The sequence below is a fragment of the Type-A symbiont of Plautia stali genome (assembly GCF_059731155.1).
Window position 1 is genome coordinate 469,983 of record NZ_AP035891.1, and the last position, 14,099, is coordinate 484,081.

Here is a 14,099-nt window from a genome sequence, read left to right on the forward strand (position 1 = left end):
GCGCGCCGCCGATCGTTAACTACAAAAATCACACCCGACGTGCCGAGCGAGATAAAGGCATCGCCCGCATTAACCGCGCCGACGCCTACCGCCGACGCGGCATTATCACCGCCGCCGCCGGCCACGCTCACCGTAGCGGCTAAGCCCCATTCGCTGGCCAGATCGGCGCGCAGCGTGGCGCTGACCGCGCTGCCCTCAACCAGTTCGGTCATCTGTGTGCGCGTCAGCCCAGTCGCGCTGCGCCACGCCGATCCACAGCGTACCGGCGGCGTCCGAAGGCTCGCTGACAAAGCGCCCGGTAAGACGCCAGCGCAGGTAATCCTTGGGCAGCAGCACCTTGTCGATGCGGCGGAAGATTTCGGGCTAATGTTCCGCCACCCAGTGCAGTTTCGGCGCGGTAAAGCCGGGCATAATCAGGTTGGCGGCAATCTCCATCATCTGCGGATGGTGCTGGCGCAGCCCGGCAATCGCCTGACCACAGGCCTGCCACCAGCGCTCGGGTCCTGCTCTGCCCAGTGCGGATGCGGGCGCTGCACGCTGAGCGTGGCGTGATTCGACGCCACAATCTCGCCCTGCGGGTTAACGATCAGCGCTTTGAGTTCAGAGGTGCCAATATCAATGCCGAGATACATGATGTGCGCTCCTTACACCGTCGCCGGCTGCAACAGCTGCTGCTCGATGGCGTCTACGCTGCGCGTCACCAGCGCATGAAAAGCGCGGTCATCGGCCAGTTCGGCAAACAGCGCGCTGTCGCTGAGGAACCGCTGTAACGCATTCTCGCCGCTCAGCTGCTGGCGCAGCGCTGCAGCATTGAGCACGCTATCCTGATACGCATACGGCAGCTGGTTGCTGGCCCAGCGTTGCAGGAACAGGTAGAACAGCGCCGGCAGCACGGCGGTGGCGGTCGGTTCTGCGCCGCGCTGATAGCATTCGCGCAGCGTCGGCGTCACCATGCCGGGGATTTTCAATAGCCCATCGGCACCGACGCGCTGGTTGGTATCTTTGATATAGGGATTGCTAAAGCGCGCCAGCACCACGTCGCGGTAATCCGCCAGATCCAGCAGGCTGGGCGACAGTGACGGGATCACGTCCTGCGTGATGTAGTCGTACGCCAGCTGATAAATCGCGGGCTGACGCGTGCTGTCATCAATGTAGTCATGACCGGTGAGCGTGCCGGCCCAGGCAATCGCCGCGTGCGTGGCGTTGAGAATGCGGATTTTCGCCTCTTCCCACGGCAGTACCGACGCCACCAGCTCCACGCCCACCTTTTCCAGCGCCGGGCGTCCGGCGATAAAATCATCCTCAATCACCCACTGGATAAACGATTCCGCCATCACCGCCGCGCCGCGAAACACATAGGTAAACAGCCACACCGGCGTGGAGATATAGCGATTTGGCGAAACGCGCGCGATGGCCAGCAGCACCGCAAGGCTGCCGCCAATCACCACGGACAGAATCAGCAGCCACAGCGTGATGGCCACGCCGGTAAAACGGTAACCGTCGGTCCAGAGCAGTTGTTTCCAGTACTCCTGAATAATCTCGATCATAACTCTGCCCTTTTCACCCCAACCGAGTAGCGGCGTTCAAGCTACCACAGCACGCCGTTGGACAGCGTGGTAAACACCAGATAAATCACCCCGGCAACAATCGCGAAGTAGAACGGTTGCCAAGTACTTTTGCCTGCCAGCTGCGTGGCTTTTACCACATCTTCAAGGCCGAGCAGCGACACCAGCGCAGTGGCTTTGAGGATCACCTGCCAGTTGTTGCCGATGCCGGGCAGCGCAAAGCGCATCATCGCCTGGAACAGAATGCGACGGAAAGTTTGCGAGCCGGTAAAGCCGAAGGCGGTGGCGGCTTCAATCTGCCCTTTCGGCACCGCGAGAAACGCGCCACGGAAGGTTTCAGTGAAGTAAGCGCCGTAGATGAAGCCGAGCGTAATAATACCGGCCACCATCGGGTCGATATCAAACTGCGCCATGCCGAGCGCATCGGTTACGGCGTTGAGGGCAATCTGCAGACCGTAAAAGATCAGCAGCATCAGCACCAGATCGGGCACGCTACGGATCAGCCTGGTGTAGCCTTCAAAAATCATCGCCAGCAGGCGATTGCGGGAGAGTTTGGCGCCGGCACCTATCAGGCTCAGCACCACGGCCAGCACCACCGAGCTGAGCGCCAGCTCAAGGGTCACCAGCGTGCCTTTGAGAATTATTTCAGAATAGCCATACAACATGGGTTCGATCCTGTCGTGAGGGAAATAAACAAACGCTGTCCAACAACACACGGACAGTCCTGACTAGAGATGTGAATCACGGAAGGATGGTGGCAAGCGTATGAACTCCGGGATTTTACATAAGTAAGCGCCCGGAGTGAATAGTTATGACCCACGTTAGCGTGACTCAATACACCCGTTCAGGAACAGGAGTCTTAATCGCCGTAAACGTTGAAATCAAAGTACTTCTTGGCAATCTTGTCGTAGGTACCGTCTTTGCGCATGTCGTTAAAGGCTTTGTCGATGGCAGCTTTCAGATCGGCGTCATCTTTACACAGGCCCATACCTGTGCCGACGCCAAAGATTTTTTCATCTTTCACCGCCGGACCGGCGAACGCGTAGTTTTTCCCTACCGGCTGCTTAAGGAAGCCTTCGCTCGCCTGCACTTCATCCTGGAACGCCGCATCAATACGGCTAGCGTTCAGGTCCTGATACACCAGATCCTGGTTGGCATACGGCGTGACGGTCACCCCTTTTGGACGCCAGTATTCATTGGCGTAGGTTTCCTGCGTGGTGCCCTGCAGCAGGCCGATGTTTTTGCCCTTCAGCGACTCAATGGTCGGCTGCAGTTTAGACCCCTTCGGCGCCACTAAACGCGCGTTCGCTGCATACAATTTTTCCGAGAAGGCGATCTCTTCCTGACGTTTCTCGGTGATCGAGAGTGAAGAGATGATGGCGTCGATCTTCTTCGCTTTCAGCGACGGGATCAGCGCATCGAAATCACTTTCCACATAAGTACATTTGGTCTTGATACGCTTACAGATCTCGTTGGCTAGGTCGATATCAAAGCCAACCAGCTGGCCCTGCGCGTTCTTGGACTCAAACGGCGGGTAAGTTGGATCGGTCCCGATGCACAGCGACTGCGGTACCGCTGCGAACACGCTCGCAGCGCCGGACATAGCCAGCATCAGAGAAAGAGCCAGAACTCGCTTTTTCATAGGTAACCCTCAAGTGAAGTGCTTATTGTTATGTGGTGCGTGATGTGTTTGCGCTGAATGTTTTGCAGGTTTCATGCCAGTTGTGCAAATCGGCGAAACTGTGCGCAGGCGCACTAAATACCGCGTCCATCTGGGACGCAAGCACTTAGTTTGTGAGGGAAATATAACAGCGGTGTGAGGAAGAAAAAGTGAGATTGTTAACTTTTGGTGCACAAGATGCACGAACAGTGATCGGCCCCGCGTTTTTGCACGCATTCAGTGCATTATTGCACCATCATGCACCCTGCCAGCGGGTAAACAGATCTTCCGGCAGCTCGATATCAAACTGATCCAGCACGCGGTTGACCGTCTGATCAATCAAATCGTCGATGCGCTGCGGGCGGTGATAAAACGCCGGCACCGGCGGCATAATCAGCGCCCCAAGCTCGGCGGCGGTGGTCATTATGCGCAGATGACCAAGATGCAGCGGGGTTTCCCGCACGCACAGCACCAGCCGGCGCTGCTCTTTCAGTACCACATCGGCGGCGCGCGTCAGCAGACTGTCGCTGTAGCTGTGCACAATGCCGGACAGGGTTTTCATGGAACACGGCAGAATCGCCATACCCAGCGTTTTGAACGAGCCGGACGAGATGCTGGCGGCGATACCGCGCACATCGTGCACCACATCGGCCAGCGCCTGCACGTCACGCAGGCTGTAATCGGTCTCCAGCGCCAGCGTTTGCCGCGCCGCCGGGCTCATCACCAGATGGGTTTCCACTTCGGCTAACGGTTGCAGTACCTGCAGCATACGCACGCCGTAGATCGCGCCGCTGGCGCCGGAAATACCAATGATGAGTCGTTTCATAATTCAGCCTTGCTGCAAAAGAGTGCGCCAATAATAGCCGCTCCGCCGCCATAAATACAAAAACAAACAGGGCGGGATTGCGCCCGCCCTGTTTCGTCTGCCTGAGACTGACCTTAACCTTCGTTATGCAGTTCCAGGTTCTCCACTTCGTTCTGACGCGCAATCGCTTTAGCATCGTCGTTGCGCAGCGATTGCAGATATTCCAGATACTGCAGGTCAACGTCTTTGGTGACGTAGATACCGTTGAACACCGAGCATTCGAACTGGGCAATATCCGGGTTCTCTTCACGCACCGCATCGATCAGATCCTCAAGATCCTGGAAAATCAGCGCATCGGCTTTAATCAGCTGACGAATCTCTTCCACTTCGCGGCCGTGCGCAATCAGCTCGGTGGCGCTCGGCATATCGATGCCGTACACGTTAGGGAAGCGGATTTCCGGTGCCGCCGACGCCAGATAGACACGCTTCGCGCCCGCTTCACGTACCATCTCGATAATCTGCTCAGAGGTGGTGCCGCGTACAATCGAGTCATCCACCAGCAGCACGTTTTTATCGCGGAACTCAGCGCGGTTGGCGTTGAGCTTACGGCGTACCGCACTGCGGCGCAGCTGCTGGCCCGGCATAATAAAGGTGCGTCCCACGTAGCGGTTTTTCACAAAACCCTGACGGTACGGCTTATCAAGAATACGGGCAATCTCCAGCGCGGTATCGGTCGAGGTTTCCGGAATCGGGATCACCACGTCAATATCGAGATCTTCCCACTCGCGGGCAATTTTCTCGCCCAGCTTGGTGCCCATGCGCACGCGTGCGCTGTAGACGGAGATCTTGTCGAGGAACGAGTCCGGACGCGCAAAGTAAACGTACTCGAACAGGCACGGATTGCTTTTCGGGTTCTCTGCGCACTGGCGCGTCGAGAGCTGACCCTGCTCGGTGATGTACACCGCTTCGCCTGGCGCAACGTCACGAATAAATTCGAAGCCGAGCGTATCCAGCGCCACGCTCTCTGAGGCCACCATGTATTCGGTGCGGCCATCGGCTAGCTCACGCTTGCCCAGTACCAGCGGACGGATACCGTTAGGATCGCGGAACGCAACCATGCCGTGACCGATGATCATCGCCACCACGGCGTAAGCGCCGTGCACCTGCTGATGCACTGCCGCCACGGCAGCAAAAATGTTGTCAGCTTCCAGCGGATAGTGCTGAAAACGATCCAGCTCCTGAGCAAAGATGTTGAGCAGGATTTCGGAATCTGAGGTGGTATTCACGTGACGGCGACCGACTTCGAACAGCTGCTTGCGCAGTTCATGAGCGTTGGTCAGGTTACCGTTGTGAGCCAGCGTGATGCCGTACGGCGAGTTCACGTAGAAGGGCTGCGCTTCAGAGGCGCTGGAGCTGCCGGCAGTCGGATAACGCACGTGGCCGATACCCATATTTCCCTGCAAACGCTGCATGTGGCGCGCTTCAAACACGTCGCTGACCAGGCCATTGGCCTTACGCAGACGGAAGCAGTTCAGCGCATCGATGGTACAAATGCCGGCGGCATCCTGCCCGCGGTGCTGTAGCACCGTTAACGCGTCATAGATCGACTGGTTTACTGGCATAAAACCGATGATACCAATAATACCGCACATGTTGTCATTTCCTCATTAGCCGCACTCCCGGTGTTACCGGGGTAAAAAACTCGACGTGCTTTTCAGGTAATCGAAAAACCACCTGATGATGTAACTGAACTGGGGAATGAGTTGAGACTGTTGCCAGTCCGGACTTTTTGAAAAGCCGGTGAATGTATCAAGGAAGAAGAGAATGGCGGATACAATCAGCACGCCACGCAACGCCCCGAAACAGACCCCCAACACCCTGTCGGTTCCCGACAAGCCGGTTTTCTCAACCAGCGAGCCGATCACATAGTTCACGATAGCACCCACAATCAGGGTGGCAATGAATAACACCGCGATGGCGATGCCATTGCGAACCAGTTCGTCGTCAAAACCTGTAAACCAGACAGCAAGGTAGGCGTAGTAATGACTGGCGACAAAAAACGCGCATCCCCAGGTAACAAGAGATAAGGCTTCCCGGACAAACCCGCGAATCAGGCTGACCAGAGCCGAAAAACCAACTACCGCAATAATGACGTAATCAATCCAGATCATGAACGCTTCCAGTACAGTGCATTTGCACCCCTGCATCCAGTTCGGGGCGCATTTTAACAGAAAAAGAAAACGTTTGCGTAGGGTTTTCCGGTTCTGTCCCGAGAAAAAGGGCGATGAAAAAAACTTTCCTCGCCCTTGTTAATGTCAGCCATTTAACCTGCTGATATTCCATAAATTTTCAGTAACTCTTCGCTAAAAAAAACGCCAAAAGCCGCGCCTGTTTCTGCTATCGGCGCGGCTTATCAGTTGATCAGCGTGTGCTGTACGGTTTCACAACGCCGCCGAGGCCAGAGATGCCTTTCAGCTCGCCGAGTGCGCCCTGCAGTTTCGCTTTGGACGCATCCGGCCCCACATAAATTCGGGTGATCTGCCCCTGCACCGGCGTCGACGGAACGGTAAAGGCACGATAGCCGGAGAGCCGCAGCTGCGTCACGATCTCATTCACTTTGGCGGCGTTCTTCAGGGCGCCAAGCTGCACCACATAGGCCTGACCGGCGGGTGCCGACGGCTCGCTCTGCTTCGGCGTTTCCGCCGCTTTGGGCTGCTCTGTGGCTTTTGGCTGTTCTGTCGCTTTCGGTTGTTCTGCCGGCTTCGGTTTCGGCTGCTCCACCGGCTTCGGCTTCACCTGTTCTGCCGGTTTCTGCTGCTGATGCACCGGCGGCGGCGTCACGACGCTGGGCTGGCTGTTTTGCGCCGGCTGCGTCACCGGCGGCACCATTTCGCTGTCCTGCTGATCGTCAGGCTTTGACACCAGCGGAATCGCCGCGAACTCCTCTTTATAGTGCTTTTTCTTACCATCCAGCAGACCCGGCAACACGATGACGCCAATCGCCACCAGAATCACCGTGCCCACTAAACGATTCTGAAACTTACTTGCCACTGCCGTTCTCCGCTGGCATCGATTGCATTACCTGCGCCACGGTGTGGAACGAGCCGCACACCAGAATCACATCGTCGGGCTGAGCCTGCTGCCGCGCCGCCTGCCACGCGGCTTCAACGCTCTGCCAGGCGCTGCCGCCCTGCAGATGCACCATCAGCTCATCGGCGGAAGCGCCGCGCGGGCCGTCGAGCGGCGCGCAGTACCAGCGGTTGACCTGCGGCGCCAGTGCGGCCAGCGTCCCGGCGATATCCTTGTCGTGCAGCATGCCAACCACCGCATGCACCGTGCCATGTGCCGGCAGCTCAGCGAGACGTGAAGCCAGATAATAAGCCGCATGCGGATTGTGTGCCACATCAAGGATCACGCGCGGCGCGGTGCTGACCGTCTGGAAACGTCCCGGCAGAATCGCCAGCGGCAGATGCTGACGAATCAGCGTCTCGCTCACCGTCAGGCCGGAAGCGCGCAGCGCCGCAATGGCGGTGGCCGCATTAGGGAGCGGCACCTGTGGCAGCGGCAGATCGCGCAGTTCACCCTGGGCGTCCTGCAGCGTCCAGCTGTCGCCCTGGCGCTGCCACTGCCAGTCGCGGTTAATTTGTAACAGCTGCGCGCCCTTCTCGGCGGCCACCTGGGCAATGGTGTCGGGCATATCGGCCTCACCGACCACCGCCGGTTTACCGCCGCGGAATACGCCAGCCTTCTCCCGGCCGATGCTGGCGCGATCTGGCCCCAGCCAGTCGGTGTGGTCCAGTGCAATGCTGGTGATCACCGCCACGTCGGCGTCGACAATGTTCGTCGCATCCAGCCGGCCGCCCAGCCCCACTTCCAGAATCACTACATCCAGCTGCGCTTCACGGAACAAATTGAGCGCGGAAAGCGTGCCAAGCTCAAAGTAGGTGAGCGAAATATCGCCGCGTCCGGCCTCGATGGCGGCAAAGCTGGCGCTGTGCCGGGCTTCATCCAGCTCAGCGCCCTGCACGCGCACGCGTTCAGTGTAGCGCACCAGATGCGGCGAGCTGTAGACGCCAACGCGATAGCCTACGGCCATCAGCAGGGTTTCCAGTGTACGGCAGGTGGTGCCTTTGCCGTTGGTGCCGGCGACGGTGAAGACAAACGGAGCGGGTTTTAGCAGGTCGAGGCGTGCGGCGACGCGCTGAATACGGTCCAAGCCCAGATCGATGGCCTGAGAATGCAGATGCTCAAGATAATGAAGCCACGTGGCCAGAGGCGACGTGGCTTGCGGGAGGTGAAGAGTGTCCATGTGCCCTGTTAGCTCTTTACGATGTGGTGCATGAATAAAAAGGCGCATCACTCTGCGCCTTTCGGTTGCCTGTCAGGCTTCGTTTCTCTCCGGCTCAGCCGCAGTCGGGCGATCACCATCCTGCAGCGGTGCCGGCAGGTTCATCATTTTCGCCAGCAGGCTGGCCAGCTTAAAGCGCATTTCCGGACGACGGATGATCATGTCGATCGCGCCTTTTTCGATCAGGAACTCACTGCGCTGGAAGCCCGGCGGCAGCTTTTCACGTACCGTCTGTTCAATCACGCGTGGGCCGGCAAAGCCGATCAGCGCTTTTGGCTCTGCGACGTTCAAATCGCCCAGCATCGCGAAGCTGGCGGAGACGCCACCCATGGTCGGGTCGGTCAGTACCGAAATATACGGCAGACCGCGCTCCTGCATTTTTGCCAGCGCCGCGCTGGTTTTCGCCATCTGCATCAGCGACTGCAGCGCTTCCTGCATACGCGCACCGCCAGAGGCGGAGAAGCAGATCAGCGGGCAGTTGTCTTCCAGCGCCTGCTCAACCGCACGCACGAAACGGGCGCCGACCACCGAGCCCATTGAGCCGCCCATGAAGGAGAACTCAAACGCGGCGGCCACCACCGGCATACCGTGCAGCTGGCCTTTCATTACCACCAGCGCATCTTTCTCGCCGGTCTCTTTCTGTGCCGCAACCAGACGATCTTTGTACTTCTTCGAGTCGCGGAACTTGAGCAGGTCTTTCGGTTCCAGCTCGCTACCCAGCTCTGTCATCGAACCTTCATCCATCAGGCTATGCAGACGCTCGCGCGCGTGCATACGCATGTGGTGGTCGCACTTCGGGCAGACTTCAAGGTTGCGCTCCAGCTCGGCGCGGTACAGCACCTGACCACAGCTATCGCATTTGGTCCACACCCCTTCCGGGATGCTGGCTTTGCGCGAAGGTGTGGTAGTGCTTTTATTCAGTATGCGTTCAATCCAGCTCATTGATGACCTTTCTGTTTAATGCTGACCTGGTCCAGTCTTGTCGTTACTGCTGAAATCACCTTCAGCAGGCCGTAAATGTCGCTCATTAAACCACAACCCGTTCACGCTGTGGATAAAAATCTGGTAACAGGCTTACTGCGACTTGTGCTGACGCGCCTGGCGGCGGTGACGCCACACTTCAATCACGCCTGGCAGTACCGAGACAATGATGATGCCGACAATCAGCAACTTAAGGTTTTCCTGCACCACCGGCAGGTCACCAAACAGGTAACCGGCATAGGAGAATAGCAGGACCCACAGCAGCGCGCCTGTCACGTTAAAGAGCGCGAAGTGGCGATAAGACATGTGTCCCATTCCCGCCACAAAGGGGGCAAAGGTTCGCACGATTGGCACAAAGCGCGCAAGTATAATGGTTTTGCCGCCGTGGCGATCGTAAAACGCATGGGTTTTGTCGAGGTAGCTGCGGCGGAAAATTTTCGAGTTCGGGTTACTGAACAGTTTCTCACCAAACAGCCGGCCAATGGTGTAGTTAACCGCGTCGCCGAGGATCGCGGCAATCACCAGCAGCGTCACCATCAGGTGCACGTTGAGGTCGTTGCCCGGCAACGCCGCCAGCGCACCGGCAACGAACAGCAGCGAATCCCCCGGCAGGAACGGCGTGACCACCAGCCCGGTTTCACAGAACAGAATCAGGAACAGAATGGCGTAAATCCAGATGCCGTACTGCGCCACCAGCTCGGCCAGATGCACGTCAATGTGCAGAATGAAATCGACGATAAAGTGGATAAACTCCATAACAGCTAACTGCCTGACACTTTCCGATTAAAATGAATCCGCGAGGAACAACGGTCCCAGCGCCGGCTGAGGTAACGCAAACTGAGCAGGGTAATCCACCGCCACCAGATACAGCCCTTCGGCTTTCGCCGTTGCCGCCGCCAGCGTACGATCTTTTGCCGCCAGCAGCGTGGCCATCCACGTTTCCGGCTGATTGCCGCAGCCAATCTCCAGCAGACTGCCGACGATATTGCGCACCATGTAATGCACAAAGGCGTTGGCTTTGATATCCACAATCACGTACGGCCCTTGGCGCGTGACGTAGAGATGCATCACGTTGCGCCACGGCGTGCGCGACTGGCACTGCACCGCACGGAACGAGGTAAAATCGTTCTCACCCAGTAAAGCCTGGGCGGCGCGGTGCATCTTTTCCGCATCTAGCGGATGGTAAAAATGGGTAATGCCTTTGCCGAGAATCGCCGGGCGCAGCCGCTGGTTGTAAATTACGTAGCGGTAACGGCGCGCGGTGGCGCTGAAGCGCGCGTGAAAGGTTTCCGGCACCGCTTTCACCCAGCGCACCGCAATATCGTCCGGCAGGTTGCTGTTCACGCCCAGCGTCCAGGCGCTGTCGGCACGCGATAAGGTGGTCTCAAAATGCACCACTTGGCCGGTGCCGTGCACGCCCGCGTCGGTCCGCCCGGCGCAGAACACGTTCACCGGGTGATTGGCCACTTTCGCCAGCGCTTTTTCCAGCTTTTCCTGCACGCTGCGCACTTCATTCTGGCGCTGCCAGCCGTAGTAACGGCTGCCGTCATACTCAATGCCGAGCGCCAGCTTAAACGGGGTCGCGTCTTCCAGCATTAATACAGATACTCCTGCACCAGCTTCTCTGCGGTTTTCACCGCCATCAGCGCGCCGCCGAAGCGGATGTTGTCGGCCACCGACCAGAACTGCAGCAGCTCCGGGATGCCGTAGTCGTTGCGCACGCTGCCGATGCTCAGTGCTTCACTGCCGGAGGCGTCGCTGACCGGCGTCGGGTAATCGCCGTCGTCGCTCAGGCTGATATCGTCGGCGCGCGCCAGTTCGTCACGCGCTTCCTCCGCCGACAGCGGCCGCAGGTTTTCGATATACACGATCTGCGCGTTGCCGTAGAACACCGGCGCCTGCACGCTGCTCACCGCAATCGGTAATCCTTCGTCCTGCAGCACTTTTCGTACCTGATCGACCAGCCGGCGCTCGCTCGCCACGCTGCCGGCACTGTCCGCCTGCTGCGGCAGCAGGTTGAACGCCAGCTGGCGGCCAAAATAGTGCGCATCGGCCGGTACACCGTTCAGTAGCCGCGCGCTTTCACCGGCCAGGCCGTCTACCGCCGCTTTGCCGTGACTGGAGACCGACACCAGGTTGGTCACCTGCAGACGGCCTAAACCGGCGGTATCCAACAGCGGTTTGATGGCGCTTAACAGCTGGCTCACCAGCGCATCGGCCATGGTAATGATGTTGCGATTGCGGTAATCCCCCAGCACCTGTGGATTGACATCCGGCACCACCAGCGGCACGTCCGGCTCCAGCGCGAACAGGTCGCTGCTGTCAATCACCAGGCAGCCCTGGCTGGCGGCGTCTTCAGCGTAGCGCGCCGAAGCCTCACGGCCGGCGGTAAAGAACGCCAGCTGCGCCTGCGACCAGTCAAATTCCGCCGCGTCCTGCACGCGCAGCGAGCGACCGTCAAAACGCACGCTTTCACCGGCGCTGTTTTTACTCGCCAGCAGATACAACTCACCAACCGGGAACTGGCGTTCCGCCAGTTGTTCCAGTACAGCGTTCCCTACTGCGCCTGTCGCGCCCAGTAGCGCAATATTCCAGCCGTCAGACATGTTGGTTTACTCCAGACAATGACATAAAAAAGAGAGGCGATGACATGCATCGCCCATTAATTCAGAAAAATCAGAGATTAGTGATTCGCCTGCAGCGTGGCGCTGAAGCCAAGCTGATTGAGCAACGCCGCGCTCTCCGCCTCATCACAGATCACCTGCAGCGAAGACCACTCGCGGCGCTCGACATACTGCTTGCGCAGGCGATCAAATTCGCCCGGCTGCGCGGCCACTTTGCGCAGGGGCGCATCGTCGCGGCGCACATCATACACCAGATGCACTAGGCGTTTCAGCGTCGGCTGATCGAGCTTGCCGTGCAGCGTAAGGGTGTCAAACTCGGGGCGCGGCAGCAGTGTGTCCAGCGCCACCTGCTGCGGCTGACCAATAAACGCGCTCCACGCCTCAAACACCTGGGTGGTGCCGCGCGCTTTCCCTTCAAGGGTATAACCGGCGATATGCGCGGTGGCGATATCGACCTTGTCCAGCAGATCGAGGTTGAGATCCGGCTCCGGTTCCCACACGTCCAGCACCATGCTGAGATCGTTACGCAGCCGGAGCACCTCCAGCAGCGCGGCATTATCTACCACCGGACCCCGGCAGGCATTGATCAGGATGGTGTTGGGGCGCAGCGCCATCAGCAGCGCGGTATCCGCCAGATGCCAGCTTTTATAGCGGCCGTCTTTAAACAGCGGCGTGTGAAAGGTCAGGATATCGGCCTGTGCCACCAGCGCGTCGAGCGAGTGGAAATCTTCGTCATCGCCGCGATCGGCGCGCGGCGGATCGCACAGCAGGGTTTTTACCTCCCAGGCGGCGAGGCGTTTAGCCAGACGTCCGCCCACATTACCGACGCCGACGATGCCCACGGTGCGATCGCGCAGATCAAAACCGTCGCGTTCGGCCAGCAGCAGCAGCGTGGAGAACACGTACTCCACCACCGCAATCGCGTTACAGCCCGGCGCGGCCGAGAAGCCGATACCGGCCGCTGCCAGCGAGGCATCATCGACATGATCGGTGCCGGCAGTGGCGGTGCCGACAAACTTCACCGGCGTGCCGGCCAGCAGCGCGGCATCCACTTTGGTGACGGAGCGCACCATCAGCGCGCTGGCATCCTGCAGTTCGCCTGCCGGCAGCGGGCGGCCCGGCACCGCCACCACCTCTCCGGTGCGGCTAAACAGTTCACGGGCGTAGGGCATATTTTCATCGACGAGAATTTTCACGGCGGCGGTCCTGTCTGCTTGAAATAAACGGGGCATATCATGGCACAAAGCCGGGGATTAACCTAACCGACTGCGATAGCGATCCGGCGTGGTGCCCGCCTGCTGCTGAAACATCACGATCAGCGCGGAGGCGGAGCTGTAGCCCAGCTCGTGGGCAATGCCCTGCACGCTGCAGCCCTGCTCCAGTAGCGCAATCGCGCGCAGGAAACGTAAATGCTGGCGCCACTCGCTGAATGACATCTGCAACTGCTGCTGACAGCGCCGCTCCAGCGTACGCTCGGTGGTAAACACGCGCTTCGCCCATTGTGCCAGCGTGGTGTTATCACCCGGGTTCTCTTCCAGCGCGCGCAGAATCGGCGCGAGGAATTTATCGTCGGACATCGGCAGATAGCTGGTGTTCACCGGTGCGAGACGCAGCCGATCAATCAGCACTTCGCACAGCTGCCAGTCGGCGTCGCTCTGCGGCTGCTCCAGTGCGCGGCGGGCAAAATCATTCATGATGGCGTCCACGCTCAGCAGGCAGGCTTTCTCCGGCATGCCGGCGCATAAATCAGCGGCAAGGTTAAAGGTGCGAAACTGCGCCTGACAGTGGTTATAGCTACTGTGGCGCTGGCCCGGCGGGATCCAGATCGGCATCTCGGCCGGCGTCAGCAGCCGCTCGCCCTCCACTTCCATCTCCAGCACGTGGCTGGTAACGAATATTGCTTGGCCCCAGTCGTGCAGGTGCGGCAGGTATTCGGTTTTGGCGTTGGTTTGCTCATAGCGCATGAAAAAACGCAGCAGCGGCGCGTCACGCGGTGGCTGATACTCAACCTGAAGATTCATTCTGTCCGGTCACTAACGAATTTTGTCCGATTTTAACTATCTGCTTTAAACCGGTCAAACGTAAGCTAGTCGCGATTCACATTCGGAGCCGTACT

At 58.8% G+C, this 14,099-nt stretch carries 14 protein-coding genes and 2 pseudogenes; all 16 read right to left on the minus strand.

Annotated elements, in window-relative coordinates; translation table 11 throughout:
* Positions 1-11: 11 nt before the first annotated feature.
* A pseudogene (locus AC6I8M_RS02445) lies at positions 12-632 on the minus strand (FGGY family carbohydrate kinase); the annotation flags it as partial.
* 12 nt (positions 633-644) lie between these two features.
* A pseudogene (locus AC6I8M_RS02450) lies at positions 645-1,397 on the minus strand (mannitol dehydrogenase family protein); the annotation flags it as partial.
* Positions 1,398-1,588: 191 nt separating this feature from the next.
* A complete protein-coding gene (gene hisQ / locus AC6I8M_RS02455; RefSeq protein WP_010617500.1) occupies positions 1,589-2,230 on the minus strand; it encodes a histidine ABC transporter permease HisQ in 642 nt (213 codons plus the stop codon).
* Positions 2,231-2,424: 194 nt separating this feature from the next.
* A complete protein-coding gene (argT, locus tag AC6I8M_RS02460) occupies positions 2,425-3,207 on the minus strand; it encodes a lysine/arginine/ornithine ABC transporter substrate-binding protein ArgT (protein WP_498013655.1) in 783 nt (260 codons plus the stop codon).
* A 274-nt stretch (positions 3,208-3,481) separates the two neighbouring features.
* Positions 3,482-4,051: a UbiX family flavin prenyltransferase gene (locus tag AC6I8M_RS02465; RefSeq protein ID WP_010617498.1), complete on the minus strand. Its 570-nt coding sequence runs from the start codon at positions 4,049-4,051 to the stop codon at positions 3,482-3,484.
* A 113-nt stretch (positions 4,052-4,164) separates the two neighbouring features.
* Positions 4,165-5,682 carry an amidophosphoribosyltransferase gene (gene purF / locus AC6I8M_RS02470; RefSeq protein WP_498013656.1) on the minus strand — a complete coding sequence of 506 codons (1,518 nt, stop codon included), beginning with the start codon at positions 5,680-5,682 and terminating at the stop codon, positions 4,165-4,167.
* A gap of 33 nt (positions 5,683-5,715) precedes the next feature.
* On the minus strand, positions 5,716-6,201 hold the full coding sequence (gene cvpA, locus AC6I8M_RS02475) for a colicin V production protein (protein WP_010617496.1): 486 nt from the start codon (positions 6,199-6,201) through the stop codon (positions 5,716-5,718).
* Complete coding sequence (locus tag AC6I8M_RS02480; RefSeq protein ID WP_153005893.1) at positions 6,188-6,373, minus strand: hypothetical protein; 186 nt, start codon at positions 6,371-6,373, stop codon at positions 6,188-6,190. The genes cvpA and AC6I8M_RS02480 overlap by 14 nt, the downstream gene beginning before the upstream one ends.
* Before the next feature lie 78 nt (positions 6,374-6,451).
* Complete coding sequence (dedD, locus tag AC6I8M_RS02485; protein WP_010617495.1) at positions 6,452-7,081, minus strand: cell division protein DedD; 630 nt, start codon at positions 7,079-7,081, stop codon at positions 6,452-6,454.
* Positions 7,071-8,339 (minus strand): bifunctional tetrahydrofolate synthase/dihydrofolate synthase, encoded by a 1,269-nt coding sequence (gene folC / locus AC6I8M_RS02490; protein WP_010617494.1) that lies wholly within the window; start codon positions 8,337-8,339, stop codon positions 7,071-7,073. Before folC ends, dedD begins: the two co-directional genes overlap by 11 nt.
* 72 nt (positions 8,340-8,411) lie before the next feature.
* Positions 8,412-9,320, minus strand: a complete 909-nt coding sequence (gene accD, locus AC6I8M_RS02495) for an acetyl-CoA carboxylase, carboxyltransferase subunit beta (protein ID WP_010617493.1) — start codon at positions 9,318-9,320, stop codon at positions 8,412-8,414.
* Between the two features lie 132 nt (positions 9,321-9,452).
* A complete protein-coding gene (locus AC6I8M_RS02500) occupies positions 9,453-10,115 on the minus strand; it encodes a DedA family protein (protein ID WP_010617492.1) in 663 nt (220 codons plus the stop codon).
* Positions 10,116-10,142: 27 nt separating this feature from the next.
* Positions 10,143-10,955 carry a tRNA pseudouridine(38-40) synthase TruA gene (truA, locus tag AC6I8M_RS02505; RefSeq protein WP_010617491.1) on the minus strand — a complete coding sequence of 271 codons (813 nt, stop codon included), beginning with the start codon at positions 10,953-10,955 and terminating at the stop codon, positions 10,143-10,145.
* Positions 10,955-11,965 carry an aspartate-semialdehyde dehydrogenase gene (locus tag AC6I8M_RS02510; RefSeq protein WP_010617490.1) on the minus strand — a complete coding sequence of 337 codons (1,011 nt, stop codon included), beginning with the start codon at positions 11,963-11,965 and terminating at the stop codon, positions 10,955-10,957. Before AC6I8M_RS02510 ends, truA begins: the two co-directional genes overlap by 1 nt.
* Positions 11,966-12,042: 77 nt before the next feature.
* Positions 12,043-13,179 carry a 4-phosphoerythronate dehydrogenase PdxB gene (gene pdxB / locus AC6I8M_RS02515; protein ID WP_010617489.1) on the minus strand — a complete coding sequence of 379 codons (1,137 nt, stop codon included), beginning with the start codon at positions 13,177-13,179 and terminating at the stop codon, positions 12,043-12,045.
* A 57-nt stretch (positions 13,180-13,236) separates the two neighbouring features.
* On the minus strand, positions 13,237-14,004 hold the full coding sequence (locus AC6I8M_RS02520) for an AraC family transcriptional regulator (protein WP_010617488.1): 768 nt from the start codon (positions 14,002-14,004) through the stop codon (positions 13,237-13,239).
* Between the last annotated feature and the right edge of the window lie 95 nt (positions 14,005-14,099).

Coding starts and splice junctions, on each gene's coding strand:
- AC6I8M_RS02500 (WP_010617492.1), bottom strand. CDS start 10,115: ATGGAGTTTATCCACTTTATCGTCGATTTCATTCTGCACATTGACGTG.
- accD (WP_010617493.1), bottom strand. CDS start 9,320: ATGAGCTGGATTGAACGCATACTGAATAAAAGCACTACCACACCTTCG.
- argT (WP_498013655.1), bottom strand. CDS start 3,207: ATGAAAAAGCGAGTTCTGGCTCTTTCTCTGATGCTGGCTATGTCCGGC.
- AC6I8M_RS02510 (WP_010617490.1), bottom strand. CDS start 11,965: ATGTCTGACGGCTGGAATATTGCGCTACTGGGCGCGACAGGCGCAGTA.
- truA (WP_010617491.1), bottom strand. CDS start 10,955: ATGCTGGAAGACGCGACCCCGTTTAAGCTGGCGCTCGGCATTGAGTAT.
- AC6I8M_RS02465 (WP_010617498.1), bottom strand. CDS start 4,051: ATGAAACGACTCATCATTGGTATTTCCGGCGCCAGCGGCGCGATCTAC.
- purF (WP_498013656.1), bottom strand. CDS start 5,682: ATGTGCGGTATTATTGGTATCATCGGTTTTATGCCAGTAAACCAGTCG.
- folC (WP_010617494.1), bottom strand. CDS start 8,339: ATGGACACTCTTCACCTCCCGCAAGCCACGTCGCCTCTGGCCACGTGG.
- AC6I8M_RS02480 (WP_153005893.1), bottom strand. CDS start 6,373: ATGGAATATCAGCAGGTTAAATGGCTGACATTAACAAGGGCGAGGAAA.
- AC6I8M_RS02520 (WP_010617488.1), bottom strand. CDS start 14,004: ATGAATCTTCAGGTTGAGTATCAGCCACCGCGTGACGCGCCGCTGCTG.
- hisQ (WP_010617500.1), bottom strand. CDS start 2,230: ATGTTGTATGGCTATTCTGAAATAATTCTCAAAGGCACGCTGGTGACC.
- cvpA (WP_010617496.1), bottom strand. CDS start 6,201: ATGATCTGGATTGATTACGTCATTATTGCGGTAGTTGGTTTTTCGGCT.